23 protein-coding genes are annotated in these 25,057 nt (G+C 70.2%); 5 read left to right on the top strand and 18 right to left on the bottom strand.

From position 1 onward, the window contains the following. Positions 1–153 precede the first annotated feature (153 nt). A complete protein-coding gene (mnmC, locus tag ACGTNG_RS10095; RefSeq protein WP_394576887.1) occupies positions 154–2,208 on the top strand; it encodes a bifunctional tRNA (5-methylaminomethyl-2-thiouridine)(34)-methyltransferase MnmC2/FAD-dependent 5-carboxymethylaminomethyl-2-thiouridine(34) oxidoreductase MnmC1 in 2,055 nt (684 codons plus the stop codon). Positions 2,209–2,223: 15 nt separating this feature from the next. Here the strand turns inward: mnmC and ACGTNG_RS10090 are convergent, their stop codons facing one another. The 13 genes from ACGTNG_RS10090 to ccmA all read right to left on the bottom strand — a co-directional run bounded on the left by ACGTNG_RS10090 (position 2,224) and on the right by ccmA (position 17,141). Next, a complete protein-coding gene (locus tag ACGTNG_RS10090) occupies positions 2,224–2,493 on the bottom strand; it encodes a YheU family protein (RefSeq protein WP_394576886.1) in 270 nt (89 codons plus the stop codon). Beyond that, positions 2,490–4,535 (bottom strand): NAD-dependent DNA ligase LigA, encoded by a 2,046-nt coding sequence (ligA, locus tag ACGTNG_RS10085; RefSeq protein ID WP_394576885.1) that lies wholly within the window; start codon positions 4,533–4,535, stop codon positions 2,490–2,492. The genes ACGTNG_RS10090 and ligA overlap by 4 nt, the downstream gene beginning before the upstream one ends. Positions 4,536–4,656: 121 nt before the next feature. Beyond that, the gene (gene zipA / locus ACGTNG_RS10080; protein WP_394576884.1) at positions 4,657–6,324 is read right to left on the bottom strand and encodes a cell division protein ZipA; all 1,668 of its coding nucleotides are present in this window, start codon (positions 6,322–6,324) and stop codon (positions 4,657–4,659) included. Between the two features lie 226 nt (positions 6,325–6,550). After that, the gene (gene smc, locus ACGTNG_RS10075; RefSeq protein ID WP_394576883.1) at positions 6,551–10,045 is read right to left on the bottom strand and encodes a chromosome segregation protein SMC; all 3,495 of its coding nucleotides are present in this window, start codon (positions 10,043–10,045) and stop codon (positions 6,551–6,553) included. 4 nt (positions 10,046–10,049) lie between these two features. Next, on the bottom strand, positions 10,050–11,294 hold the full coding sequence (ccmI, locus tag ACGTNG_RS10070; RefSeq protein WP_394576882.1) for a c-type cytochrome biogenesis protein CcmI: 1,245 nt from the start codon (positions 11,292–11,294) through the stop codon (positions 10,050–10,052). Beyond that, positions 11,291–11,761, bottom strand: a complete 471-nt coding sequence (locus tag ACGTNG_RS10065; RefSeq protein ID WP_394576881.1) for a cytochrome c-type biogenesis protein — start codon at positions 11,759–11,761, stop codon at positions 11,291–11,293. The genes ccmI and ACGTNG_RS10065 overlap by 4 nt, the downstream gene beginning before the upstream one ends. Continuing rightward, the gene (locus ACGTNG_RS10060; protein WP_394576880.1) at positions 11,749–12,279 is read right to left on the bottom strand and encodes a DsbE family thiol:disulfide interchange protein; all 531 of its coding nucleotides are present in this window, start codon (positions 12,277–12,279) and stop codon (positions 11,749–11,751) included. Before ACGTNG_RS10060 ends, ACGTNG_RS10065 begins: the two co-directional genes overlap by 13 nt. Next, entirely contained in the window at positions 12,276–14,267 is a 1,992-nt protein-coding gene (locus tag ACGTNG_RS10055; RefSeq protein WP_444875023.1) for a heme lyase CcmF/NrfE family subunit, read from the bottom strand. Before ACGTNG_RS10055 ends, ACGTNG_RS10060 begins: the two co-directional genes overlap by 4 nt. Positions 14,268–14,291: 24 nt before the next feature. After that, the gene (gene ccmE, locus ACGTNG_RS10050; protein WP_394576878.1) at positions 14,292–14,798 is read right to left on the bottom strand and encodes a cytochrome c maturation protein CcmE; all 507 of its coding nucleotides are present in this window, start codon (positions 14,796–14,798) and stop codon (positions 14,292–14,294) included. Continuing rightward, on the bottom strand, positions 14,788–15,012 hold the full coding sequence (ccmD, locus tag ACGTNG_RS10045; RefSeq protein WP_394576877.1) for a heme exporter protein CcmD: 225 nt from the start codon (positions 15,010–15,012) through the stop codon (positions 14,788–14,790). The genes ccmE and ccmD overlap by 11 nt, the downstream gene beginning before the upstream one ends. Next, entirely contained in the window at positions 15,012–15,752 is a 741-nt protein-coding gene (locus ACGTNG_RS10040; protein WP_394576876.1) for a heme ABC transporter permease, read from the bottom strand. The genes ccmD and ACGTNG_RS10040 overlap by 1 nt, the downstream gene beginning before the upstream one ends. Positions 15,753–15,766: 14 nt before the next feature. Then, complete coding sequence (gene ccmB, locus ACGTNG_RS10035; RefSeq protein ID WP_394576875.1) at positions 15,767–16,510, bottom strand: heme exporter protein CcmB; 744 nt, start codon at positions 16,508–16,510, stop codon at positions 15,767–15,769. Next, positions 16,497–17,141 carry a cytochrome c biogenesis heme-transporting ATPase CcmA gene (gene ccmA, locus ACGTNG_RS10030; protein ID WP_394576874.1) on the bottom strand — a complete coding sequence of 215 codons (645 nt, stop codon included), beginning with the start codon at positions 17,139–17,141 and terminating at the stop codon, positions 16,497–16,499. Before ccmA ends, ccmB begins: the two co-directional genes overlap by 14 nt. A gap of 205 nt (positions 17,142–17,346) precedes the next feature. Here ccmA and lexA point away from each other — a divergent pair, with 205 nt between their 5' ends. Continuing rightward, entirely contained in the window at positions 17,347–17,817 is a 471-nt protein-coding gene (lexA, locus tag ACGTNG_RS10025; RefSeq protein ID WP_394576873.1) for a transcriptional repressor LexA, read from the top strand. Further along, on the top strand, positions 17,817–18,437 hold the full coding sequence (locus ACGTNG_RS10020; RefSeq protein WP_394576872.1) for an IMPACT family protein: 621 nt from the start codon (positions 17,817–17,819) through the stop codon (positions 18,435–18,437). The genes lexA and ACGTNG_RS10020 overlap by 1 nt, the downstream gene beginning before the upstream one ends. Before the next feature lie 89 nt (positions 18,438–18,526). Here ACGTNG_RS10020 and ACGTNG_RS10015 read toward each other — a convergent pair whose 3' ends face one another. Genes ACGTNG_RS10015 through ACGTNG_RS10005 form a run of 3 tightly spaced genes read right to left on the bottom strand, consistent with a single transcriptional unit; the run spans position 18,527 to position 21,983 of the window. Then, positions 18,527–19,852 carry a sodium ion-translocating decarboxylase subunit beta gene (locus tag ACGTNG_RS10015; RefSeq protein ID WP_394576871.1) on the bottom strand — a complete coding sequence of 442 codons (1,326 nt, stop codon included), beginning with the start codon at positions 19,850–19,852 and terminating at the stop codon, positions 18,527–18,529. Positions 19,853–19,863: 11 nt separating this feature from the next. After that, positions 19,864–21,684, bottom strand: coding sequence for a sodium-extruding oxaloacetate decarboxylase subunit alpha (gene oadA / locus ACGTNG_RS10010; protein WP_394576870.1), 1,821 nt, complete (start codon positions 21,682–21,684; stop codon positions 19,864–19,866). Positions 21,685–21,734: 50 nt separating this feature from the next. Then, positions 21,735–21,983: an OadG family protein gene (locus ACGTNG_RS10005; RefSeq protein ID WP_394576869.1), complete on the bottom strand. Its 249-nt coding sequence runs from the start codon at positions 21,981–21,983 to the stop codon at positions 21,735–21,737. Between the two features lie 172 nt (positions 21,984–22,155). On the opposite strand from ACGTNG_RS10005, the gene ACGTNG_RS10000 reads away from it, so the two are divergent. Then, positions 22,156–23,136 carry a tRNA dihydrouridine synthase gene (locus tag ACGTNG_RS10000; protein WP_394576868.1) on the top strand — a complete coding sequence of 327 codons (981 nt, stop codon included), beginning with the start codon at positions 22,156–22,158 and terminating at the stop codon, positions 23,134–23,136. A gap of 169 nt (positions 23,137–23,305) precedes the next feature. On the opposite strand, the gene ACGTNG_RS09995 is transcribed toward ACGTNG_RS10000, so the two are convergent. Both ACGTNG_RS09995 and ACGTNG_RS09990 read right to left on the bottom strand, forming a co-directional pair. Then, positions 23,306–24,178, bottom strand: coding sequence for an urea carboxylase-associated family protein (locus ACGTNG_RS09995; RefSeq protein ID WP_394576867.1), 873 nt, complete (start codon positions 24,176–24,178; stop codon positions 23,306–23,308). Beyond that, entirely contained in the window at positions 24,168–24,308 is a 141-nt protein-coding gene (locus tag ACGTNG_RS09990; RefSeq protein WP_394577267.1) for a hypothetical protein, read from the bottom strand. The genes ACGTNG_RS09995 and ACGTNG_RS09990 overlap by 11 nt, the downstream gene beginning before the upstream one ends. A 219-nt stretch (positions 24,309–24,527) precedes the next feature. Between ACGTNG_RS09990 and ACGTNG_RS09985 the strand changes: the two genes are divergently transcribed. Continuing rightward, positions 24,528–24,956, top strand: coding sequence for a LysR substrate-binding domain-containing protein (locus ACGTNG_RS09985; protein WP_394577258.1), 429 nt, complete (start codon positions 24,528–24,530; stop codon positions 24,954–24,956). The last annotated feature ends 101 nt before the right edge of the window (positions 24,957–25,057 follow it).

The raw sequence follows: 25,057 nt of genomic DNA, 5'->3' as shown, positions 1-25,057 counted from the left end.
GTTTCCCACAGCTGCTGTGGACAAGCCTGTTGAAACGCCGCGGACGCCTTCCGCCAGCCCCGATGCCGTGCCGCCGCGACGCGATCGATCAAACCTTGATCACCGCGTCGCCGCCTCCCCTGCCCCCGTGACCGGAACGACCGGAGCCGCCCCGTGACCGCTGCCCCCGATGCCCTGCCGCCGCTCGCCGGCCTTCAGACCGCCCGCCTCGACTGGCGACGGGACGACGGCGGCGAGGAGGCACCCCACTCCGCGGCCTTCGACGACGTCTACTTCTCGCGCCACGACGGCCGCGCCGAGACCGAGCACGTCTTCCTCGACGCCAATCGGCTGCCGGAGCGCTTCGCCGAGTGGCAGGAGCCCCGCCCCTTCGTGATCGGCGAGACCGGCTTCGGCACCGGGCTCAACATGCTCTGCGCCTGGGCCTGCTTCGAGGCCCACGCCCCGCCGGCGGCGCGGCTGCACCTGGTCTCCACCGAGAAGTTTCCGCTGGAACGGGCGGATCTCGCCCGGGCGCTCGCCGCCTGGCCGGACCTCGCCGACCGGGCCGCTCGCCTGGTCGCCCAGTGGCCCGAGCCGGTGGCTGGCGTGCACCGGCTGTCGCTCGACGAGCGGGTGACCCTCGACCTGCACTTCGGCGATACCACCGAGCGGCTCGAGCGGCTCGACGGCCGGGTCGACGCCTGGTTCCTCGACGGCTTCGCGCCGTCCAAGAACCCCGAGATGTGGCGGCCCGAGCTCTTTGCCGCCATGGCCGCCCGCTCGCGCCCCGGCGCCACCCTGGCCACCTTCACCTGCGCCGGGGTGGTCAAGCGCGGCCTCAAGGCGGCCGGCTTCGCCTGGCGCAAGGTGCCGGGGTTCGGCCGCAAGCGCGAGATGCTCGCCGGCGAGATCGCCACGCCCCCCGAGGATCGGCGCCGCCTGGCCACGCCCTGGTTCACGCCCCCCGCGGCGCGACCGGCCCGCCACGTGGCCGTGATCGGGGCGGGCATCGCCGGCACTAGCGTGGCCGCGGCGCTCGCCCGACGCGGCGTGGCGGTGACGCTGATCGACCGCGAGGGGCCGGGCGGCGGCGGCTCCGGCAACGAGCAGGGGGCGCTCTACGTCAAGCTCGCCGCCGACACCAATCCCCAGAGCCGGGTCTATCTCGCCGGGCTGCTGCACAGCCGCCGCCTGCTCGAGACGCTCGACCCCGCGCGGGCGCTGTGGTCGCCCTGCGGGGTGCTGCAGCTGGCGATGAGCGACAAGGAGCAGGCGCGCCAGGCACGCTTCCTGGCCCATCATCCGCTGCCCGAGAGCGTGGTCCACGGCGTCGCGGCGGAGACGGCGTCGCGCCTGGCCGGCACGCCGCTGGCGCACGGCGGGCTTCACTATCCCGAGGCGGGCTGGGTGCGCCCGGCGGCGCTGTGCCGGCGGCTGGCGGCCACGCCGGGCGTCGAGTGGCGCCGGGCGGAGGTGACCGGGCTGACGCCGGAGGAGCACGGCTGGACGCTGGCGCTCGCCGACGGCGAGCGCCTGGCGGCCGACCAGGTGGTGATCGCCACCGCGGCGCTGGCCAACCGCTTCACCCAGACGGCGGCGCTGCCGCTGCAGCCGGTACGCGGCCAGGTCAGCCAGCTGACGCTGCCCGAGGAGGCGCCGACGCTTGCGCGGGTGGTGTGCGCCGGCGGCTATGTGCCACCGCCCCTCGCGGGGACGCTGACCTTCGGCGCCACCTTCGCGCCGAACCAGGACGCGACCGAGGTGCGCGAGGCCGATCACGCGGCCAACCTGGCCGAGCTCGAGGCCACCCTGCCGGCCTTCATGGCCGCCCTGCGCGAGGCGGGCGCGACGCTCGCGCCGGGTGCGCTGGCGGGCCGGGCGGCGGTGCGCGCCGCGAGCCCCGACAAGTCGCCTTACGCGGGCCCGGTGCCGCTGGCCGAGGCCTGGGCGGCGGACTACGCGAAGCTTTCCAAGGACGCCACCCGGGTACCCGAGACGCCGGGGCGCCACCACGAGGGCCTGTGGATCAGCGCGGCCCACGGCTCCCGGGGCTTTTCCAGCGCCCCGATCTGCGCCGAGCTGATCGCCTCACGGATCTGCGACGAGCCGCTGCCCCTGGAGGCGCCGCTGGTCGATCATCTGCACCCGGGACGGCGGCTCATCCGCGACCTGATACAAGGGAAGCATGACTCAGCATCAGCGCGAGGCGTCGGGAACGGCGCGTAGAAAGGGGCCCAGGCCCTACCCTTCCTCGTCGTCGGCCAGGTCGCGGCCGAAGGCGCGCCACTGGGCCAGGGTCATCACCTCGGTGGACTCGGTCTCGAGGTCGTGGGCGATCAGCAACTCGCCGCGGTCGAGCTGGCCCTTGAGCTGGCCGACCCAGCCGCGCATGCCCTCGCCGGTGTCGGTGGTGTCGTAGCCCTGGCGGGTGACGAAGGCCTCCAGCAGGCCATCCAGGGTCTCCGGCGGCAGCATGCGGTAGGGCACCTCGATGAAACGATCGCCGATCATGATGTCGTCTCTCCTCGTTCCCAGTCGGCCAGCCGCTCGAGGAAGCTGGCCTCGTCGATGACCGGCACCCCCATCTGCTCGGCCTTCTCGCGCTTGCTGCCGGCGGCCTCGCCGGCCACCACGCAGGCGGTCTTCTTCGAGACGCTGCCGGCCACCTTGGCGCCCAGCGCCTGGAGCCGCGCCTTGCCCTCGTCGCGGGTCATGCTCTCGAGCGTGCCGGTGAGCACCCAGCTCTGCCCGGCCAGGGGCTGGGGGCGCTCGCCGATCGTCTCCTCCTCCCAGGTCAGGCCACAGGCCAGCAGGTCCTCGATGGTCTCGCGGTTGTGCGGCTGCTGGAAGAAGGTGTGCACGTGGGCGGCGACGATGGGGCCCACGTCGTCGACGGCCTCCAGGGCGGCCAGGTCGGCGGCCATCAGCGCCTCCAGGCTACCGAAGTGGCGGGCCAGGTTGGCGGCGGTGGTCTCGCCCACCTCGCGGATGCCCAGGGCGAAGACGAAGCGCGCAAGCGTGGTCTGCCGGGCCTTGTCGAGGGCTGCGACCAGGTTCTCGGAGGACTTCTTGCCCATCCGCGGCAGTTCGGCGAGGCGCTCGGCCTCGAGCCGGAAGAGGTCCGCCGGGGTGCTCACCCACTCGCGCTCGACCAGCGCCTCGATCAGCTTCTCGCCCAGGCCATCGATGTCCAGGGCGCGGCGGGAGGCGAAGTGCTTGAGCGCCTCCTTGCGCTGGGCGGGGCAGTAGAGCCCGCCGGAGCAGCGCGCCACCACCTCGCCCTCGAGGTGCTCGATCTCGGAGCCGCAGGCCGGGCAGTGCGCGGGGAAGACGATCGCTTCGGCATCGACCGGGCGGCGCTCGGTGAGCACCCGCACCACCTGGGGGATGACGTCACCGGCCCGGCGGATCGCCACGGTATCGCCGATCTTCACGTCGAGCCGGGCGATCTCGTCGGCGTTGTGCAGGGTCGCGTTGGAGACGGTGACGCCGGCCACCGAGACCGGCTCGAGCCTCGCCACCGGAGTGATCGCCCCGGTGCGCCCGACCTGGAACTCCACGTCGTTGAGCCGGGTGGTCTCCTCCTGGGCGGGAAACTTGAAGGCGATCGCCCAGCGCGGGGCGCGGGCCACGAAGCCGAGCTCGCGCTGCAGCCGCAGGTCATCGACCTTGATCACCACCCCGTCGATGTCGTAGCCGAGGCGGTCGCGTTTCTCGCCGAGCGCGCGGCAGTAGTCGATGATGCCCTCGGCGCCCTCCACCACGGCGAGCTCATGGCTGGTGCGAAAGCCGAACTCGCCGAGCCTTGCCATCAGCTGGCTGTGGCTGGCGTCGCCCTGCTCCGGCTCGATGCGTGCCACCTGGTAGGCGCTGAACTCCAGCGGCCGGGTGGCGGTAATCCGGGGATCGAGCTGACGCAGGCTGCCGGCGGCGGCGTTGCGCGGGTTGGCGAAGACCTTGGTGTCCTCCTCCCGGGCACGGTCGTTCAGCGCCTCGAAGCCCGCGTGGCTGATGATCACCTCGCCGCGCACCTCGAGAAGCGCCGGCGGGTCGTCGCCGCGCAGCCTGAGCGGGATCGAGCGCAGGGTGCGCAGGTTGGAGGTGATGCCCTCGCCGGTGCGGCCGTCGCCGCGGGTGACGCCGGCGATCAGCTCGCCGCGCTCATAGACCAGCGAGACGGCGGCGCCGTCGAGCTTGGGCTCGCAGCAGAAGGCCAGCGGCTCGCCATGCGCCTCGAGGCGGTCGGCGACGCGCCGCACGAAGGCCTTGATCTCCTCCTCGTTGAAGGCGTTGTCCAGGGAGAGCATCGGCACGGCATGCGCCACCTCGGGGAAGCCCGCGTCCGGCGCGGCCCCGACCCGCTGGGTGGGGGAGTCGGCGGTCGCGAGTTCGGGATGCTCGGCCTCGATCTCCTGCAGGCGGCGCAGTCGACGGTCGTAGTCGGCATCGGTCATGCGCGGCTCGTCGAGCACGTAGTAGCGGTAGTTGGCGTCGTCGAGCTCGTCGCGCAGGCGCGTCGCCTCTTCCTGAATCGATGGATCGGTCTGGCTCATGGCGTCTCTGGTCTGGTATCACGAAGGCACGGCTATTCTCGCATACCCGCTTTCGCCTGCCCTAAACGAAACAACCCCATGAAATCATGGGGTTGTTTCACTGGCCCGCGAGGCGTTGCAGCTAGTTGGCCTGATAGCGGTTGAGGCGATTGCGGCGCTCGAACTCCTGCACCCGCTGGCGGGCGAACTCCACGGTCTGAGCGGTCATCACGCTCTGGTGCTCGTCCTTCAGCACGCCGCCCAGGTGACGGACGATGACCATGGCGGTCTCGACCATCGCCTCGAAGGCGGCCGCGGTATCGCTGGCGCCCGGCAGCGGCATCAGCAGGGTGATGCCCTGGGTGCGGAAGTCGTCCATGGCCTCGATGGGGAAGGTCCCCGGCTTGACCACGTTGACCATCGAGAACTGCAGGCGACTGTCGGGATCCTCGGTCTCGAAACGGTGGAAGATGCCCATGTCGCGACCGTAGCGCAGCCCGCAGGCCAGCATCAGGTCGAGCAGCGCCGTGCCCGAGAACCCTTCCTCGTCGCGGGACATCACACTGATCACGAGGATCTCCTCGGCGTGACTCAGGGTCTCGCGCGCATGCTCGGCGTTGACGTCGTGACGCAGCGCCCGCTCGAGCACCGGATGGGTGCGCACCACGTCGTCGCGCGCCGGACGGTCGTCCATGGCGGCCTCGGCGGGCTCTTCCAGGGGCGTGTCCGCGTGCGGCGCGGGGGCCTCGGCTTGCTCGTGCCGGCGGCGCGACGGGGTGAAGAGCGGATCGTCATCGTCGGCGCGCGCCACCTCCTCGGCCTCGCGGCGACGCCGTTCGGCCTCACGCACGGCCTCCTCATGCTCGGCCTTCTGCCGCTGCGCCGCCTCCCGGGCGGCCTTCTCGGCGCGGGCCTGCTCCCGACGCTGCTTCTCGTCGCGCTTGTGTTCGCGACGATCGTGCAGGGTCTTCTGCAGGGAGGCGCTGAAACGCTGCACGGAGGAGCCCACCCGGCGAGAACCGCTCTTCAGGGAGTCGCCCATGCCCTCGAGGTCCACCAGCCGGTAGCGCTCCTCGTCGGCGTAGGCGTCGTGATCCTCGGGATCGGCGGCCAGGGCGCCGATGCCCTCGGCCTCGCCGGGCGCCCGCGACGCGGACTCCTGCGAAGGAGTAAGCGCTGGCTCACGACGCGCCTCGGCGGTGTCGTGGCCGGCAGAGAGGCCGCTATCGGAGACGACGTTGGCGGAGAGGCCGGCGTGTTCGGCACTCGCGGCGTCATCTTGCGCGGTGGCTGTCCGGGAAGACGGGACCGGGTCAGCCTGCGCTTCACGGCGCACGGTGCGAGCGCCGTCACCATGGCGATCGCGCAACGCCGCGTCTGGGACACTGGTGCGCGATGTGCTGTGTGGGCTGTCCTGCTGGACGCCTGCGTCGTGGCGGGCGGGCGTTGACGCGCGGGCGTCGGCCGTCTCGGCCGGCCTGGCATCTTCCGCGTGACGCCGGAACTCCGAGAGCACCCGCGACGGGCCAGGATGCTCCTGGCGCTGCAGCTTGGGCTTGGGACGCACGCCCCCCTCGTCCGCCGGCCTGACGACCCGCGCCCCTCCATTGGGCAGCTCCCAGTTGATTTCGGCCCGTCGGGCCTCGGCGTCGGGATCCACCGCGGGCTCGGCGTGCTCGTCAGGGGCGTTGCCCTCGACCTGGTCCAGACGCGGTACGCGACGTTGGCGCTGCAGGCGACGCACGCCATCGATGACGATGAGGGTCACCAACGCCAGCCCTAGTATGATCAGCCACTCTCTTAATTCCATGGGTCGTCATGCCTTTTGCTAAGGCGCCATGCCTGATGGTTGTCCGTCAACAGCATAGCGCGATTGCCAAAAAAAGGGCCAATTCTTTTGTTTGTCAAGTTCGGCATTGTCATGCCGTCACCCGACCTGGCCCTTCGCAATCGCCCTTCAGGTTCCCCATGCGTCCATGCACTACCGTCTTCATTGTCATCCTTGTTAACCCGTTTACCGTTGACGTTCAAGCCCGTCAGGCCTCGGCCAGGGCCGCGGCCTCCTCCACGCCCACCGAGACCAGGCGCGAAACACCCGGCTCTTGCATGGTCACCCCCATCAACCGTTCCGATGCCTCCATGGCGATCTTGTTGTGGGTGATGTAGATGAACTGAACGGTATCAGACATCTCCTTCACAAGCTTGGCGTAGCGTCCGACGTTGGCATCATCCAAGGGCGCATCGACTTCATCGAGCATGCAGAAGGGCGCCGGATTGAGCTGAAAGATGGCGAAGACCATCGACAGCGCGGTGAGGGCCTTTTCTCCGCCGGACAGCAGGTGAATGGTGCTGTTCTTCTTGCCCGGGGGACGCGCCATGATGGCCACGCCGGTCTCCAGCAAATCCTCGCCGGTCAGCGTCAGCCATGCGGTTCCGCCACCGAAGACTCGCGGGAAAAGTCCCTGCAGCCCGTTGTTGACTCGCTCGAAGGTGTCGCGGAATCGCGTCCGGGTTTCCTGATCGATCCGGCGAATCGCCCGATCCAGGGTCTCCAGGGCCTCGCTGAGCTCGGCGTGCTGGGCCTCCAGGTAGTCGCGACGCTCGGCCTGCTGGTCGTACTCCTCGATGGCCGCCAGGTTGATGGCCCCCAGTCGCCGGATGCGCTCGCCGACCTCCTCCAGCCGGGTCTGCCAGGCGGATTCGGTGGCGTTGGGGTCGAGGTGTTCGGCCAGGCTCGCGGCATCGTGGTTCAGCTCGGCGAGCTGCTCGTCCTGGGTCTCGGCCTTGAGGGCGAGGGCCTGGACCTGCATGCGCGACTCCTGCAGGCGCTCGCGGATCCCCTCGAGGTTACGCTCGTGCCCCTGGCGGGCCTGCTCGTCCTCGCGCAGGCGCTCGACCAGTTCGGCGGCGCGGGCCCGGGTCTCGTTGAGCACCCGCTCCTCGCGCTCGCGGCGGGCCAGCAGCTCGTCGAGGCGCTCGCGCCGCTCTTCGTCGGGCTCGTGGAGCCCCTCGCGGGCCTCCTCCAGTTCGGCGCAGCGCAGCTCGAGGCGCTCACGGGCCTCGCCGGCGCGGCCCTGCTGCTCGGCCAGGCCGGTGCGCTCCGTGGCCAGGCGCTCCTGCTCGAGGGCCAGGCGCTGGGCCTGATCGGCGAGCGGGCGCTGGCGGGTGCGCAGCGCGGTCAGTCGCTCCCGGGCCTCGCGGCGCTGCCGCTCGAGGCGCTCGCGCGTCTCGGCGCCCTCCTCCAGCCGCGCCATGGCCGCCTGCCACTGCTCGCGCGCCTCCTCGAGGGCCAACATCGCCTCCTCGCGGGATTCGGCCAGCCCCTCGAGTTCCTCGGCGAGCTCGGCGGCGCGCCCCTCCAGGTGTTCGAGGCGGCTGGCGAGCCCGCTCTCCTGCACGGCCAGCTGCTGGCGCTGCTGCTCGAGCTCGCGCTCCTCCTGGCGCGTCCGCTCCAGGGCCGCTTCGCCCTGCTCGACCCGGCCCGCGGCCGCCTCGAGACGCTGCTCCTGCGCCTCGAGGCGCGCCTCCACCTCGGCGAGGCTCTCGCGAACCTCCGCCTCGCGGCGCCGGCTGACCAGCAGGGCGTCGGGCCCGGCACCGGCGCCGCGGTGACGCACCCAGCCCGCGCCCAGCCAGAGGCCGTCGGGGGTGATCAGGCTCTCGCCGGCGGCGAGCGCCTCGCGCTCGGCCCAGGCCGCCTCGCGGCTCTCGACGCAGCGGATGCCGGCGAGCCACTGACCGGCCGCCCCGGCGCCGCGCACCCGGGCGGCGAGGCTGCCCGGAGGCGCGCTGACCTCCTCGGCCTCGAGCAGGCCGAGTTCGGCCTGGGGCGGCGCCGCCATCGCCTCCTGAGAGGCGTCCCGAGGCGCCAGGCGCGCACTCAGCCAAGGCGCCAGCACCCAGGAAACCGCCTCCTCCCAACCGGACTCAACCTCGAGCGCCTCGCCGAGGCGCGGCCGCTCCCCCAGGCCGTGAGCGCTCAGGTGGGCGTCGAGGGCCTCGTCATGATCGGCCAGGGCGGCCTCGATCAGGGCCTCCAGCGAGGCCAGCTCGCCCTGCAGGGTGCTGCGCCGCTGACGGTCAGCCTCGCGGGCCTCCTCGGCCTCGCGCACCTCGCCACGGGCGGTGTCGCGATCGGCCTGGAGCTCGCCGCGGCGCGCCTCGAGCTCGGCCAGCTGCCCCTCGAGCTCGGCGTGGCGCTCGGCCAGCTCACGGCGCTGCTCGCCGAGGCCCGCGATGTCGGGGAGTTCCTCATGCTGCTGGCGGCGGCGACGCTCGTCGGCCGAGAGGCGCTCGAGCCCGCTTTCCAGGTCGCGCAGGCGGTCCTGGGCGCGCTCGGCCTCGCGGCTCTGCTCCTGCCAGCGCTCGCCGAAGCTCTCCCAGGCGGCCTCGGCCTCCTCGGCGAGCGGTTCGGCCTCCTCCAGGGCGGCCTCCAGCTCGGCGAGCTGCTCCGCCACCTCCTCCTGCTCGGGCCCCAGGGTCTCGAGACGCTCCTCGAGGCGCGCCAGGCGTTCGCCGTCGTCATCGCCCAGGCGCGCAAGCTCGGCGAGCTCGCGGCGCGCGGCCTCGAGATCCCGAGCCAGCTGCTGGTCCCGGGAGCGGGTGTGCTCCAGGTCCTGCTCCAGGCGCGCGATGGCGGTGGTGGTCTCGTAGAAGCTCGACTGACGGCCGTCCAGCTCCTCGGCCAGGCGGTCGTGCTCGGCGCGCGCCTCCTCGAGGCGCGTCTCGGCCTGGCGCATGCCCAGCACCTCGCGCTCCACCGCGGTCTCGAACTCGCGGACGCGATTCTCCTCCTCGGTCTGGCTGGCGCGCAGGGCGCGACCGCGCAGCAGCGAAAGCTCGCCCTTGAGGCGATGCTCCTCCTGCTTGAGGGCCTGGTAGCGCCTGGCCGCCTCGGCTTGGCGCTTCAAGCGCTCGAGCTGCTTGTCGAGCTCCTCGCGGATGTCCTCCAGGCGCTCCAGGTTCTCCTGGGTGCGCCGCATGCGGTTCTCGGTCTCGCGGCGGCGCTCCTTGTACTTGGAGATGCCGGCGGCCTCCTCGAGGGTGGCGCGCAGCTCCTCGGGGCGGGCCTCGATCAGCCGCGAGATCATGCCCTGGCCGATGATGGCGTAGGAGCGCGGCCCCAGCCCGGTGCCCAGGAACAGGTCGGCGATGTCGCGCCGCCGGCACTTCTGGCCGTTGAAGAAGTAGCTCGACTGGGCGTCCCGGGTGACCTGGCGCTTGACCGCGATCTCGGCGTACTGGGCGTAGATGCCGCCCATGGCGCCGTCACGGTTGTCGAAGATCAGCTCGATGGAGGCCATGCCCACCGGCTTGCGCCCGGTGGAGCCGTTGAAGATGACGTCGGTCATCGACTCGCCGCGCAGGGTCTTGGCCGAGGACTCGCCCATGACCCAGCGCACGGCGTCGATGATGTTGGACTTGCCGCAGCCGTTGGGGCCGACGATGGCGGTCATGTTGCCGTCGAAGGGCACGGTGACCGGATCGACGAAGGACTTGAAGCCCGCCAGGCGAATCGATGTCAGGCGCATGGACTCACTCGACGACCCGGTCGATCACCACCTCGACGGCATCGCCGTCGAGCATGCCCACCGCGACCCCGCCGCGGGTACCGACCAGATCGCCCGGCTGCGGCGTGGCTTCCCCGCTCCGGGAAACGCGCACGGTCAGCCGCGCCGTCTCCACCTGGGAGAGCTTGGCCATCGGCGCCATGGCGTCGGCGTCGTTGAGCACCGTGGTCAGCGGCAGCTCGCCGAGCCGCGCCCGCGCCACGGCCAGCGGTGGCAGCTCGCCGGCGGGGTCGCGGGCCACCACGAAGACGGTGGCGTCGTCGTCGAGACGGCCGGCGAGCTCGTCGGCCAGGCGCACCCGCACGGCGATACCGGGTCCCTCGGCGACGGCCGGCTCGGCCGGGTCGGGGGTCACGCCCAGGCGCTGCTGGGCGACGCGGATGCCCTCGCGCAGGGCCTCGGCGGAGTCCGGGTTGCTCATGCCGGCGATGGCCCGGCGCCACTGGTCGATGGCGGTCTCATAGTCGCCGGACTCGAAGGCCTCGATGCCGAGCATGCCGAGCACCGTGGGCTGGGCGGGTTCCTGGGCCAGCACCTCATCGACCAGCGCCTGGACCTCCTCGGTCATCTCGCGGCCGGCAGCGAAGTAGCGGATCTGGGCGAGCTCGGCGAGCAGCCAGGGCTTTCGCCCCTCCAGCGTGACCAGCCGCTCCAGGGCGCGGGTGGCCTCGGCGATGCGGCCGCTGTCGCGATAGAGGGGGAAGAGCGTGCGCCAGACGTTGGGGTTGTCGGGCTGACGCGCGGCCTGCTCCTCGAGGCGCTCGATCAGCACCGGCAGCGAGCCCTCGGGGTCGCTCATCACCTGGCGCTGCACGGTGTAGAGGGCGAGGTCGCCCTCGGCCCCCTCGTGGTGGTACCAGGCAACGCTGGCCAGCACCACGGCCACCATCACCACCGGCACCACCAGCCGGCCGGAGGCGGCCGACTTGAGCGGGGCGCGCTCGAGATGCTCGGTGTCCTCGAGCAGGCTGCGCTCGAGCTCCAGGCGATCCTCCTCGAGGCGGGCCGCGTCGATCTCGCCGCGAGCGTGGGCATCCTCCAGCGACGCCAGGCGGCGACGATAGATGGCGAGGTTCTGTTCGGTGGTGCGGTCGTTGGCCTCGACGTCACGCTGGGCCGCGCTCACGGCCGCGGCACGACGCAGCGGAGCCACCAGCAACCACAGGGCCGGCAGCAGCAGCACGGCCAGGGCGATCCATAGCAGGGTCATTCGTTTCTCTCGCGATTGATCAGGGCATCCAGGCGATCACGCTCCTCGGTGCTCAGGGCGCGGGCCGAGGTGCGGCGCCGCGCGCGCACCATCAACACCACCACCACAGCGCCGAGCAGCACCAGCGCCGCGGGCAGCCCCCACAGCAGCAGGGTACGACCCTCGAGGCGCGGGTTGTAGAGCACGTAGTCGCCGAAGCGGCGCACCATGAAGTCGAGGATCTCCTTGTCGGAGCGGCCGTCCTGTAGCTGGGCGTAGACCCGGTCGCGCATGTCACCGGCGATCGGCGAGTCGGAGTCGCCGATCGCCTGGTTCTCACACTTGGGGCAGCGCAGGCTAGCGGTGAGGTCCTGATAGCGCTGCTCGGTCACCGGGTCGTCGAACTGGCGGACCTCGATGCCCGCCGCCTGGGCGAGCAGCGGCAGCAGTAAGAGTGCGGCCAGCAGGCCGCGGATCAGTCGCGCCATTTTTCCACCTCCGGCAGGATCGTCTCGCGCACGTCATCCGGCTTGATGTAGCCGGTGTGGTGATAGCGGATGATGCCGTCGGCATCGACCAGAAAGGTCTCCGGGGCGCCGTAGACGCCGAGATCGAAGCCCAGGGTGCCCTCGGGGTCGAAGACGTTGACCTCGAAGGGGTTGCCGAACTCGGCCAGGAACTCGCGCCCCTTCTCCCGGGTGTCCTTGTAGTCGACGCCGACCAGGCGCACGCCGCGATCGGCGAGATCGAGCAGCTGCGGCATCTCCTGCTTGCAAGTCGGGCACCACTCGCCCCAGACGTTGACCAGGGTGACCTCGCCCTCGAGCAGCGAAGCGTCGACGGTGCGCTCGGGATCCTCCAGGGTCGTCAGCTCGAAGGCCGGGAACTCCCGGGCCATCAGCGCAGAGTCGCGATCGAAGGGGTTCATCGACAGGCCCTGGTAGAGGAAGCCCCCCAGCACCAGGAAACCGATCAGCGGCAGCAGCAGCAGCAGGCGACGCTTCATGCCGTGGCCTCCTTGGGCTTGGCCGCGGCGGCCTGCTCGGGGTCGCGGGCGGTCGCGGCGCGCCGATAGCGGCGATCGGCCACCGCCAGGATGCCGCCGGCCGCCATCAGCAGGCCGCCGAGCCACAGCCAGCGCACGAAGGGCTTGTACTGCAGGCGCATGGCCCAGCTGCCGTCCTCGAGATCCTCGCCCATGGCGACGTAGAGGTCGCGGAACAGCCCCGGGCGCAGCGCGACGTCGGTCATCGGCATGCCCCGGGCGAGGTAGAGGCGCTTCTCCGGGGTCATGGTGAAGCTGCGCTCGCTCTCGCCGCGGCGCACCTCGATCTCGGCGAAGTCGGCCAGGAAGTTGGGGCCGCGACGATTGCCGAGCTCGGTCATGGTGAAGGTGTAGCCGGCAAGCTCGACGCTGTCGCCCACCCCCATGCGCACGTTGCGGTCGATGGCGTAGTTGGAGACCACGGTGACGCCGATGATGGTCACCGCCACGCCCAGGTGGCCGAGGATCATGCCCCAGTAGGCGAGCGACAGGCGCCTGGCGCCGGCCAGCCGGCCGGACGAGTGGCGCGTCTTGGCCCACAGGTCGCGCCCCATGGGCAGCACGACCCACAGCGCGATCAGCACGCCGAGGCTCACCTGGAGGTTCCACTCGCCACGGTAGAGCAGCGGCGCCAGGGCGCCGATGACCAGCGCCAGCAGGCCGGCGAGCCAGCTGCGCTTGAAGAGGTCGCGCCCGTCGGTGCGCTTCCAGCGCGCCAGCGGCCCGAGCCCCATGAAGAGGCAGAGCACCACGGTCAGGGGCACGAACAGCGCATTGAAGTAGGGCGGGCCGACGCTGATCTTGCCGAGGTTCATGGCGTCGAGCAGCAGCGGATAGACCGTCCCCAGCAGCACCGTGACGGTGATGATCACCAGCAGGATGTTATTGATCAGCAGCAGGGCATCACGCGACAGCCAGCTGAAGCCGACCTGGTGGCTGACCCGCGGCGCGCGCAGGGCGAACAGCAGCAGCGACAGGCCCACGGTGATGCCCAGCAGCACCAGGATGAACATCCCCCGGGAGGGGTCGTTGGCGAAGGCGTGTACCGAGGTGAGCACCCCCGAGCGCACCAGGAAGGTGCCCATCAGCGACAGCGAGAAGGTGGAGATCGCCAGCAGCACCGTCCAGCTCTTGAAGGCGCCGCGCTTCTCGGTCACCGCCAGGGAGTGGATCAGCGCGGTACCGGCGAGCCAGGGCAGCAGCGAGGCGTTCTCGACCGGGTCCCAGAACCACCAGCCGCCCCAGCCGAGCTCGTAGTAGGCCCACCAGCTGCCCAGCGCGATGCCGACGGTCAGGAAGGCCCAGGCGACGTTGGTCCAGGGGCGCGCCCAGCGCGTCCAGGCGGCGTCCAGGCGGCCGCCCAGCAGGGCGGCGATGGCGAAGGCGAAGACCACCGAGAAGCCCACGTAGCCCATGTAGAGCATCGGCGGATGCACGATCAGGCCGAAGTCCTGAAGCAGCGGATTGAGGTCGGCGCCGTCCTGGGGGACGTTGGGCAGCAGCCGCTCGAAGGGGTTGGAGGTGATCAGCACGAAGGCCAGGAAGCCGACGCTGACCAGCCCCATCACGCCCAGCACCCGGGCCAGCATGTCGCGGGGGAGCTCGCGGGAGAAGCGGCTCACCGCGAAGGTCCAGGCGCCGAGGATCAGGCTCCACAGCAGCACCGAGCCCTCGTGGTTGCCCCACACGGCGCTGGCCTTGTAGTACCAGGGCAGCAGCGAGTTGGAGTTGTTGGCCACGTTGGCCACGCTGAAGTCATCCAGCAGGTAGCTGGCGGTCAGGCAGGCGTAGGCGATGGCCAGGAACAGGAACTGGCCGGTGGCCATGGGGCGCGCATAGGCCATCCACAGCGGGCGACGGGTCGCCGCGCCGGCCAGCGGCATGACGCCCTGGACCAAGGCCATCAGCAGGGCAATGATCAGGGCGAAGTGGCCGATTTCGGGGATCATCAGGGTCTGCATGGACACTCCGGATCAGTTCGCGCGGGCGCCGTCTTGCTGCGCCTCGAGCCGTTTGCCCACCTCGGCCGCCTTGGCCTGGTAGTCCTCCGGCGAGTAGCCGGCCTCCTCCAGCGCCTGGGCCACCTCGGGGGGCATGTAGTTCTCGTCGTGGCGGGCCAGCACCTGGTCGGCTTGCAGCCAGCCGCCCTGCTGGAGCTCGCCCACCACCACCACGCCCTGCCCCTCGCGGAACAGGTCCGGCAGGATGCCGCTGTAGCGCACCTCGACGTCCTCGACGTAGTCGGTCACGGTGAACACCACCTCGAGGCTGTCCGGGTCGCGCTCCACCGTGCCTTCGCGGACCATGCCGCCGGCGCGGATCTGGCGCTCCAGCGGGGCGTCGCCGGCGGTGATCTGCACCGGGCTGAAGAACAGGTTGATGTTGCTGCGCAGCGCATAGAGCGTCAGGCCCACGGCGATGGCGGCCAGCGAGACCAGACCCAGGATCACGAACAGTTTCTGCTTGCGTTTAGCTCTCACGGGCGTGGCCCTCTTGATGTGAATCCGGTGTCGAGGCGCCCCGGCGCTGCTCGCGGCGCGCCCGGCGGCGCAGGTCACGCAGCAACGCCCGGCGCTCGGCGCGGGCATGCACCACCACGCCGATCAGCAGCAGCCCGGTCAGGCCCCAGGAGGCCCACACGTAGATGCCGTGGCCGCCCATGGCCAGGAAGGCCGAGAGGGAATCGAAGGCCATCAGGTCACCTCCCCGGCGAGCTCACGCACCCAGCGCTTGTTGGATTCGCGACGCAGGATCTCGCTGCGCGTGCGCATCAGGGTCACCGCGATGAAGAAGCAGTAGAAGCCCAGCACCATGATCAGCAGCGGCGCCCACATCTCCAGCGGCATGGCCGGGCGCGAGGTGACGCTGAAGGTGGCGGGCTGGTGCAGGGTGTACCACCAGTCGACCGAGTACTTGATGATGGGGATGTTGATCACGCCGACCATGGCCAGCACCGAGGCGGCGCGTGAGGCGCTGTCGCGGCTTGCGAAGGCGCCGCGCAGCGCGATCACGCCGAAATAGAGGAACAGCAGGATCAGCATCGAGGTGAGGCGCGCATCCCACATCCACCAGGTACCCCAGGTGGGCACGCCCCAGACCGCGCCGGAGAACAGCGCCACGAAGGTCATGGCGGCGCCCAGCGGGGCCATCATCGCCGCGGCCATGTCGGCGACCTTGATCTTCCAGACCATGAAGACGAAGCCGGCGATCGCCATGCTGACGAAGATCGACTGGGCCAGGAAGGCCGCCGGCACGTGCACGTAGATGATGCGGAAGCTGTTGCCCTGCTGGTAGTCGGCAGGCGCGAAGGCCAGCCCCCAGACGCTGCCGACGACGATCAGCAGCGCCGCCGCCGCCCAGAACCAGGGCGAGAGCCGCGCGCTGATGCCATAGAACCACTTGGGGGATCCGAGCTTGTGTATGAAGGCCCACATGCCGATTGTCGTCCTCAACCGTTGATACTGATGCGCAGTGACGCCGCGATCGCCCAGGGGGCCAGGATCAGCGCGACTGCAAGAAGCGCCCCGAGAATCGCCAGGTGCGCCGCGACCCCCTCGCCGAAGATGGCCGCCTGCACGGCGCCGGCGCCGAAGATCAGCACCGGGATGTAGAGCGGCAGCACCAGCAGCGAGAGCAGCACGCCGCCTCGGGAGAGCCCCACGGTCAGCGCCGCGCCGATGGCGCCGATCAGGCTCAGGCTGGCGCTGCCCAGCGCCAGCGACAGCGCCAGCACCGCGTAGCTGCCCGCCGGCAGTGCCAGCATGATGCCCAGTATCGGCGCCATCAGCGCCAGCGGCAGGCCGGTCAACAGCCAGTGCACCGCCACCTTGGCCAGCGCCAGCGCCGGCAGCGGCTGGGGCGAGAGCAGCAGCTGCTCCAGGGAGCCGTCATCAAAGTCGCTGCGAAAAAGGCTATCCAGCGACAGCAGGGCCGCGAGCAGCGCCGCCACCCACAGAAGGCCCGGCGCGATGGTCGCCAGCAGTTCCGGGTCCGGCGAGATGCCGATCGGGAACAGGGTGATCACCAGGGCGAAGAACACCAGCGGATTCAACACCTCGCTGCGCCGGCGCATCAACAGCACCAGGTCGCGTTTCAGCGTTGCCCGGATTGCGACCCCGGCACCGCCCTCGGGTTCCCGGAACAGCCGAACGGCGTCCGCTTGCGGTGCCAGGCGGGGGTCAGAGTTCGGCATCGCGCGCCCCCTGACCGAGCCGGATGCGCCGCAGGGCGGGCGTGTCGGCGAGCTCGTGGTGGGTCGTGACCAGCACGCAGCCGCCGCGCCGGGCATGAGCGGCCAGGCGCGCCTCGAGATCCGCGACGCCGTCGCGATCGATGGCGGTGAACGGCTCGTCGAGCACCCACAGCGCGCGCGGAATCAGCTCGAGACGCGCCAGGGCCACGCGGCGCTGCTGGCCGGCGGAGAGCTGTCCGGCGGGCAGGTCCTCGAAGCCGACGAGGCCCACGGCCGCAAGCGCCGCGAAGCGCGCGGGCTCGTCATCGGGCTCGCCCGCCAGGGCCTGATACCAGGCGAGGTTCTCCAGCGGCGTCAGGGCCGCCTTGACCCCCGGGGCATGGCCCAGATAGAGCAGGTTGGCCAGGAAGTCCTGGCGCGTCCGACGCATGGGATGCTCGTTCCAGTAGAGCTCGCCGTCGAAGTCGGCCAGCTGCCCGGAGAGGATCTTCAACAGGGTGGTCTTGCCACTGCCGTTGGGACCTTCCACGCGCACGATCTCGCCGGCATGGATATCCAGATCCAGGTCTTTGAACAGCCAGCGATCGTCCCGCTCACAGGCCAGCTTTCGGGCTTGCAGACGCAGGCTCAAGGCACTCTCCCGGCATGGATAATTGCGCCCGGAACTCTACACGGAAAGGGCCCTGGCTACCAGTCGAGGGGGTTGCGGCAGCCGGTCGCACTTGCCCTGAGTCAAGCGCGTGGCGGGCAGCTTTCCCTTGCCAGTTTTCGATCGGCTGCTATGCTCGTGAAACACTGTATGTATCGACAGGTTTAGACGACCGGGGAGAGACCGCATGCCCAACGTCACACCGCAGTACCTGCAGCGCCGACCCAACCTGCCCCTGGCCGAGGCCTGGGAGGCCATCGAAGCCGAGACCCTGACCGAGATCCCGATGCTGGGTCAGGTCTCGGCGGGCATGCCCATCGAGGCCTGCCCGGAGGCCGGCAGCATCCGTGTGCCCACAACCATGGTACGCCGCAACACCTACGCCCTGCGGGTGCGCGGCGACTCCATGGTCGATTGCAATATCTTCGACGGGGATGTGATCATCATCGAACGCCGCGAGAGCGCCGAGAACGGCGAGACCGCCGTGGTGATGATCAATGACCAGGAGGTCACCCTGAAGAAGTTCTACATCGAGAAGTCGGGCGTGCGCCTGCAGCCGGCCAACGAGCGCATGGCGCCGATCTACCTGCGCAATGACGACGTCCAGGTGATCGGCCTGGTGATGGGCGTGGTGCGCCAGACGGAGCTGGCCGCCTGATGCGCTACGCGGTACCCGACCTGCCGCCCGGCCGCTGGCACGAGAGCGAACTCGAGGTGGAGAAGAGCCGCTTCATCGCCTGGCTCTGCCACGCGACCGACGCGTCCGCCTTCGAGGCGATGCTCGCCGAGGCCCGCCGCCTCCACCCCAACGCCAGCCACCACTGCAGCGCCTTCATCGCCGGCCCACCCGGCGAGCAGACCGCCATCGGCTTCTCCGACGACGGCGAACCCGGCGGCACCGCCGGGCGCCCGATGTTCCAGGTGCTGGACGGCGCGGCCCTCGGCCAGGTGGGCAGCGTGGTGACCCGCTACTTCGGCGGCACCAAGCTCGGCACCGGCGGCCTCGCCCGCGCCTACTCCCGGGCCGTCGCCCAGGCGCTGGAGACGCTACCCCGCCGCGAGGTGGTCGAGCGCGCCCCGCTGCGCCTGAAGGTCGACTTCGCCGGCGAGGCCGAGGCCCGCGCCTGGCTGGCCGAGCGCGACGTGCCGGTCGAGCAGGCCGACTACGGCGCCGAGGGAGTCGAGCTGACCGTGGGGTGGCCGAGCGACGCCCCCGCCGACCTGAGCGCGCTGGAGACCCGCCTGCGCGGACGCCTCGCCCTGCTGCAGGACGACTGAGCGCCCTGCCCCGCCCGCCTCGGCTCATGCCCACCCCATAAAAAAACGGCGCCCGCGGGCGCCGTTCTGGATGGGCAGGACGCTCGGTCTCACCCCAGGTACTTGATCATCACCCCGGCGGCCACCGCCGAGCCGATCACCCCGGCCACGTTGGGCCCCATGGCGTGCATCAGCAGGAAGTTGTGGGGGTTGGACTCGAGCCCCACCTTGTTCGACACCCGCGCCGCCATGGGCACCGCCGAGACGCCGGCGGAGCCGATCAGCGGGTTGATCGGCATCTTGCTGACGGTGTTCATCAGCTTGGCCATCAGGATGCCGCAGGCCGTGCCGATGGCGAAGGCCACCATGCCCAGCGCCAGGATGCCCAGCGTTTCCACCGCCAGGAAGCGGTCGGCGATCAGCTTGGAGCCCACCGAGAGCCCCAGGAAGATGGTCACGATGTTGATCAGGGCATTCTGGGTGGTGTCGGAGAGACGCTCCACCACGCCGCTCTCGCGCATCAGGTTACCGAAGCAGAACATCCCCAGCAGCGGCGCGGCATCAGGCAGGAAGAGCACCACCAGGATCAGCAGCGCCAACGGGAAGACGATCTTCTCCAGCTTCGAGACCGGGCGCAGCTGCGTCATGGTGATCTCGCGCTCCCGCTTGCTGGTCAGCGCCTTCATGATCGGCGGCTGGATCAGCGGCACCAGCGCCATGTAGGAGTAGGAGGCCACGGCGATGGCACCCAGCAGCTCCGGCGCCAGGATGCTCGAGACGTAGATCGAGGTCGGGCCGTCGGCGCCGCCGATGATGCCGATGGCGGCGGCCTGGTTGAGCGAGAAGTCCATCCAGCCCATGGCCGACATGCCCACCGCCCCGAGCAGGGTGGCGAAGATGCCGAACTGCGCCGCCGCGCCCAGGAACAGGGTGCGCGGATTGGCCAGCAGCGGGCCGAAGTCGGTCATCGCGCCCACGCCCATGAAGATCACCAGCGGCGCGATGCCCGAGGCGATGGCCACGCTGTAGAACTGGTAGAGCATGCCGTGGGCATAGCCACCGTCCATGGCCACGTCGTTGGCGGCGCGCACCAGGGCCGGCGAGATGTCACCGTGCAGTACCTCGGCGAGACTGTGCCGCCAGGCCTCGATCCCGGCGGCCGGGTCCAGGCTGAGCTGCAGGGACTGGGCCATCTGCTCGAGCAGTGCCGGCGACGCCAGGTGGGCCGCCTGCTCGGCGGCCGACAGGGCGAGGCCCGCCTCGGGGATGTTGGCCAGGATGCCGCCGAAGCCGATCGGCACCAGCAGCAGCGGCTCGAACTTCTTCTGGATGGCGAGATAGAGCAGCAGCAGCCCCACCAGCACCATCACGCCCTGGCCCAGAGTCAGGTTGTAGAGCCCCGAGCCGTACCAGAGGGTCAAGATCTTTTCCGACATGAAAACCGTCCTCAGAGCTCGATCAGCACGTCACCGACGGCGACGCTGTCGCCCTCGCCGACCTTGATGGCGGAGACGGTGCCGGCACTCGCCGCGCGCACCTCGGTCTCCATCTTCATGGCCTCGAGGATGATCACCACGTCACCCTCGGCGACGCTGTCCCCCTCGCGCACATTGACCTTGAAGATGTTGCCGGCCAGCGGCGCGGTGATGGTCTCGCCCGAGGGCGCGGCCGGAGCCGGGGCGCTGGCGGCCGGCTGGGCGCCGCCCTGCTCGGCGATCTGACCGATCTCGCCGCCCTCGGCGACCTCGACCACGTACTGCTTGCCGTTGACGGTGACGGTGTAGGTCTCGGGGCCGGCCGGTGCCGGGGCCTCGGCCACGGACTTCTGGGCGGCGGCCGGCAGGTTGGCCGACGGCGCCTCCGCGGCCTGGGGCGCCGGCTCGAAGGCGTCGGGGTTGTCGCGGTTCTCCAGGAACTTCAGGCCGATCTGCGGATAGAGCGCGTAGGTCAGGACGTCGTCGATCTCGCGCTCGCCCTCGGCGAGGCGGATGCCCTTCTCCTTGGCCTTCTCCTTGAGCTCGGCGGTGAGGGTCGCCATCTCGGGCTCGAGCCGGTCGGCGGGACGGCAGGTGATCGGCTCGCCCCCCTCCAGCACGCGCGCCTGCAGCTCCTCGTTGAACGGGGCCGGGGCGGCGCCGTACTCGCCCTTGAGGACCGCCTGGACCTCCTTGGAGATGGACTTGTAGCGCTCGCCCATCATCACGTTCATCACCGCCTGGGTGCCGACGATCTGCGAGGTCGGGGTGACCAGCGGGATGAAGCCCAGGTCGGCGCGGACCCGCGGAATCTCGGCGAGCACGTCGTCGAGCTTGTCGGCGGCGCCCTGCTCCTTGAGCTGGCCTTCCATGTTGGTGAGCATGCCGCCTGGCACCTGGGCGACGAGAATGCGCGAGTCGATGCCCTTGAGCGAGCCCTCGAAGGCGGCGTACTTCTTGCGCACCTCGCGGAAGTAGGCGGCGATCTCCTCGAGCAGCTCGAGGTCCAGGCCGGTATCCCGCTCGGTACCCTGGAGCATGGCGACGACCGACTCGGTCGGGCTGTGACCGTAGGTCATCGACATGGAGGAGATCGCCGTGTCGACGTTGTCGATGCCCGCCTCGGCGGCCTTGAGGGCCGTGACGGTGGAGAGGCCGGTGGTCGCGTGGCACTGCATGTGGATCGGGATGTCCACGACCTTCTTGAGCTTGCTGACCAGCTCATAGGCGTCGTAGGGCTTGAGCAGGCCGGCCATGTCCTTGATCGCCAGGGAGTCGGCGCCCATGTCGGCGATGGTCTTGCCGAGCTCGACCCAGCCATCCAGGGTGTGCACCGGGCTCACCGTATAGGAGAGCGTGCCCTGGGCGTGGCCCTCGACCCGGCGCACGGCCTGGATGGCCCGCTCGAGGTTGCGCGGGTCGTTCATGGCGTCGAAGACGCGGAACACGTCGACGCCGTTGGTCTTGGCGCGCTCGACGAACTTGTCCACGAGGTCATCGCCGTAGTGGCGGTAGCCGAGCAGGTTCTGGCCGCGCAGCAGCATCTGCTGCGGCGTGTTGGGCATCGCCTCCTTCAACGCCCGTATCCGCTCCCACGGATCCTCGCCGAGATAGCGGATACAGGCGTCGAAGGTGGCGCCGCCCCAGGATTCCAGCGACCAGAAGCCGACACGATCGAGCTTCTCGGCGATCGGCAGCATGTCGTCCAGGCGCATGCGCGTGGCGAACAGCGACTGATGGGCATCGCGCAAGACGACATCGGTGATACCGAGCGGGCGTGTCTTGTCATTCATGGTGTTGACCTTGTCGTTATGAATGGGAGGGGGAAGGCGGGACGATCGACTCAGCGCTTGTGGCGCTGGCGATAGCGGTGCACCGCCGCGCTGATGACCGCGGTGAGGTCATCGTCCTGGCGCGCGGCCTGCGCACGGGAATCACGGACGGCGGGGGCCACCGGCTCGGGGAAGAAACGGCCGATCGTCTTGGACATCAGCGTGGTGACGCCCACCAGCACGGTAAGAAAAACAAAGACGAAGCCCATTCCGAGGCCCATCAGGGCGAGGCCCTCGTTTATCAGCTGCGAATCCTGCATGCGAATTCTCCTGACTCTTGCGGCAAGTTGAGCGAGATACGGCAAAAAAAACCCGACTTGCGCATTTTTTGTGATCATATAACCTGCCAGATCCCCGACAGATTGCAATGGCGGCATGGTGGAAGTCAGCGTTGTTAATTTACTACATAAAGGCCGAATCGGCCTAGCGCCCATGGAGGGGGTCATCGATGCGGTGACCCGCGACCTGCTGACGCGCGCCCCCGGCTTCGACTGGGTGGTGACCGAATTCGTGCGCGTCGTCGATGCACGGCTGCCGCCCCGCGTCTTCTACAAGCACTGCCCGGAGCTCGAGGCCGACACAGCCCCCACCACCCCGAGCGGCGTGCCGGTGACGCTGCAGCTGCTGGGCTCCGACCCCGCGGCGCTGGCCGCCAATGCCCGGCAGGCGCTGCGCCTCGGCGCCACCGGCGTGGATCTCAATTTCGGCTGCCCGGCCAAGCTGGTCAACCGCCACGATGGCGGTGCCTCGCTGCTTCGCGACCCGCGCCGCGTGCATGCCGCCGTGGCGGCGGTGCATGCGGCCGTGGGCGAGGCGATCCCGGTGACCGCCAAGATCCGCCTGGGCTTTGCCGACCGCCGCCTGGCGCTGGCCTGCGCCCTGGCCACCCAGGACGCCGGCGCCCGGCGACTGGTGGTCCACGGCCGCACCCGCGACGAGGGGTATCGGCCCCCGGCCCACTGGGAGTGGATCGGCCGGATCCGCCAGCGCCTGTCCATCCCGGTGGTCGCCAACGGCGACATCTGGACCCTGGAAGACTACTGGAAGGCGCGCACGCTCTCCGGCTGCCGCGACGTGATGCTCGGCCGCGGCGCCCTGGCCGACCCCCGGCTGGCCGCCCGCATCCGCCACTGGCAGGCCACCGGCGACCGCCTGCCGGAGACGCCCTGGCAGGCGCGAGCGGCGATCCTCGGCGAGTTTGCTGCAACGCAGCGTAGCACGCTTCCCGACCGCGTCGTCACCTCGCTTTTGAAGCAGTGGCTCAACCATATGCGCCAGCGCGACGCCGAGGCCGCCCGGCGCTTCCAGGCGCTCAAGCGCATCACCCAGCTCGACGCCCTGCTCGAGGGACTGACCGCGCCAACGCCCCGCCCCACCTCCCATGCCATGACCGAGGCGACGCTCAGCGCCTAGCCCGCCCCCATCGTCGCGAGAAAGCGCCGATGGCGCGCCTGGACCTGCCCCAGGGACGTCGCCAGCAGGCGCACCAGCCAAGCATCGACCCTGGCATGCTCCAGGCGTGGGCGCATCGAGCCTCCTCCTCGCCGTTGAATGATCGGGCCCCGCGACCGGGGCCCAAGGCTCAGCAGCAGCGCTGCCGTTTGATCTCGGTCCAGTCGGTGTCCGGCGCGCGACGCCCGTGGCGGCCCCGATAGGGTGCCGGCTCGGGCGAGCGCCAGCCCGCCAGGCGCGCCTCGTCCAGGGCGTAGATCTCGACGCCGAGGGGATGGCAGGTCTCCAGCGGGTCGCGGGCGTCGGGGCCCCACAGATCCACCGACAGATCGCCCCCGGGGCAGCACGACATGGCGCAGAGCAGGTCGATCTCGGCGAAGAACTCGAGATAGTCGCCTTTACGCGCCGGGCAGGCCTTCATGAAGTACTGGTCGTCGTCGTTCAGCCCGGTGCACTGGAAGATGTTGAGCACATCGTGCACGTCGAATTCGGTCAGTCCCCAGGGCTCCACCGCGCGCACCAGGTTGGAGTGGCAGTGGAAGTCGAAGTCCTCGCCGGTGAGCAGGCGATTGACGTAGGGATCGCAGCGCGTGCCCAGCAGGTCGTGGACGCGACCGCCCTCGTCGTCGACGCCGTAGTCGGCCAGGGTGTCGTCGATGATGGTGGCCATGGGCCGCAGGTACGGTAGCGTCGACCACAGGCGATCGTAGGTGCTGACGTGGGCGCGCTGCAGCTGGCGGGTGCGCGAGGCCCACATCCGCTCGCGGGGGTTGTGCAGGTTCCACATATTGAAGTCGCCGACCTGGGAGCCCTCGATCACCTTGACCCGGAAGACGTGCCCCGCCGGCACCTTCCACGCCAGGCCGTCACGCAGCGGCACGGTATGCTCGGCCACCAGGCGACGCGCGCCGTGCGCCTCGGTCAGGCGATCGTAGAAGGCCTGATCCACGTCGAGGATCGAGCCCTGGGTGGCCTGGTAGGCCGCGGGTACCTTACTGCTCATGGGAAACTCCTTGCGCCTTGGCGGCGGTCGGTTCAGAGAGGGAATCCTGGGGACGGCGCCAGGTGTTCATCAGCGTCTCGAAGCACTCGCGCTCGGCGCGCCCCTCGCCGAGGCGACTGATCGACAACATCGAAAATGCGAAGTCCGACACCTCCTCGAATATGCCGAAGATAGCTGGCGGACCGCCGGAGAGCAGCCTTTAGACAGCCACGATAACGGAGCTCTACCAGCCGGCCGGCAATCGCCCCGTTGCGGGTCATTACGCGCCAGAACAGCGACAGCATGCCGACCAGGCTCATGCCTTCTATCAGCCCGCCCAGCGGCTCGACGGCCTCGGCCGAGGCGGCGGCTGGCCGGTGGCGAGCCCCTCTACCTGGAGCAGGCCGCCCCGCTGGCGACCCCCGGCGACCTGCTGAATCAGGAGCTGCTCCACGACGAGACCCATCGCCCCTGGCAGCAGTGGTTTCGCGGCCAGGGGCTGCTGCCGCCGATGATCGACACGGGCGTGCTCTACCAGGACTTCAATCTGCTGAGTGCGGCGGCCGTGGCCGGCCAGGGGGTCGCCCTCTGCCCACCGGTGCTGATCGAGAACGAGCTGGCCCAGGGCACCCTGGTCCGGCTCTTCAATGCGCCGGCCAACGAGGAGCGCGCCTACTGGCTCTTCTATCGCCCGGATCCCACCGCGGCGATGACGGCCTTTCGCGACTGGCTGGAGGCGGAAGCGAGCGCCCTGCCCTGCGACACGCGAAAGGACGAGGGGGACAGGGGCGCGCCTTGAGGCGCGGGGCGACCCTCGCACGCGCGAAGACGACCTGGAGAAACCTCCGGACATACAAACCGGGCATAAAAAAGAGGCGCACGTCGCAATGCGACGGCGCC

Source organism: Halomonas sp. B23F22_3 (genome assembly GCF_043496965.1).
Lineage (GTDB): Bacteria > Pseudomonadota > Gammaproteobacteria > Pseudomonadales > Halomonadaceae > Halomonas.
This window is presented reverse-complemented; position numbering and strand designations above follow the sequence as displayed.

Excerpts from the sequence above, each read along its gene's own strand:
- lexA (WP_394576873.1), top strand. The coding sequence starts at position 17,347 with ATGCCCAACGTCACACCGCAGTACCTGCAGCGCCGACCCAACCTGCCC.
- ACGTNG_RS10065 (WP_394576881.1), bottom strand. The coding sequence starts at position 11,761 with ATGGCGCGACTGATCCGCGGCCTGCTGGCCGCACTCTTACTGCTGCCG.
- ACGTNG_RS10000 (WP_394576868.1), top strand. The coding sequence starts at position 22,156 with ATGGAGGGGGTCATCGATGCGGTGACCCGCGACCTGCTGACGCGCGCC.
- ACGTNG_RS10015 (WP_394576871.1), bottom strand. The coding sequence starts at position 19,852 with ATGTCGGAAAAGATCTTGACCCTCTGGTACGGCTCGGGGCTCTACAAC.
- zipA (WP_394576884.1), bottom strand. The coding sequence starts at position 6,324 with ATGGAATTAAGAGAGTGGCTGATCATACTAGGGCTGGCGTTGGTGACC.
- ACGTNG_RS09990 (WP_394577267.1), bottom strand. The coding sequence starts at position 24,308 with ATGTTGTCGATCAGTCGCCTCGGCGAGGGGCGCGCCGAGCGCGAGTGC.
- ACGTNG_RS10020 (WP_394576872.1), top strand. The coding sequence starts at position 17,817 with ATGCGCTACGCGGTACCCGACCTGCCGCCCGGCCGCTGGCACGAGAGC.
- ACGTNG_RS10005 (WP_394576869.1), bottom strand. The coding sequence starts at position 21,983 with ATGCAGGATTCGCAGCTGATAAACGAGGGCCTCGCCCTGATGGGCCTC.
- ccmB (WP_394576875.1), bottom strand. The coding sequence starts at position 16,510 with ATGCCGAACTCTGACCCCCGCCTGGCACCGCAAGCGGACGCCGTTCGG.
- smc (WP_394576883.1), bottom strand. The coding sequence starts at position 10,045 with ATGCGCCTGACATCGATTCGCCTGGCGGGCTTCAAGTCCTTCGTCGAT.
- ACGTNG_RS09995 (WP_394576867.1), bottom strand. The coding sequence starts at position 24,178 with ATGAGCAGTAAGGTACCCGCGGCCTACCAGGCCACCCAGGGCTCGATC.
- ACGTNG_RS10090 (WP_394576886.1), bottom strand. The coding sequence starts at position 2,493 with ATGATCGGCGATCGTTTCATCGAGGTGCCCTACCGCATGCTGCCGCCG.
- ccmD (WP_394576877.1), bottom strand. The coding sequence starts at position 15,012 with ATGGCCTTCGATTCCCTCTCGGCCTTCCTGGCCATGGGCGGCCACGGC.
- ACGTNG_RS10040 (WP_394576876.1), bottom strand. The coding sequence starts at position 15,752 with ATGTGGGCCTTCATACACAAGCTCGGATCCCCCAAGTGGTTCTATGGC.
- ACGTNG_RS10055 (WP_444875023.1), bottom strand. The coding sequence starts at position 14,267 with ATGATCCCCGAAATCGGCCACTTCGCCCTGATCATTGCCCTGCTGATG.
- ACGTNG_RS10060 (WP_394576880.1), bottom strand. The coding sequence starts at position 12,279 with ATGAAGCGTCGCCTGCTGCTGCTGCTGCCGCTGATCGGTTTCCTGGTG.
- ccmI (WP_394576882.1), bottom strand. The coding sequence starts at position 11,294 with ATGACCCTGCTATGGATCGCCCTGGCCGTGCTGCTGCTGCCGGCCCTG.
- ligA (WP_394576885.1), bottom strand. The coding sequence starts at position 4,535 with ATGAGCCAGACCGATCCATCGATTCAGGAAGAGGCGACGCGCCTGCGC.
- oadA (WP_394576870.1), bottom strand. The coding sequence starts at position 21,684 with ATGAATGACAAGACACGCCCGCTCGGTATCACCGATGTCGTCTTGCGC.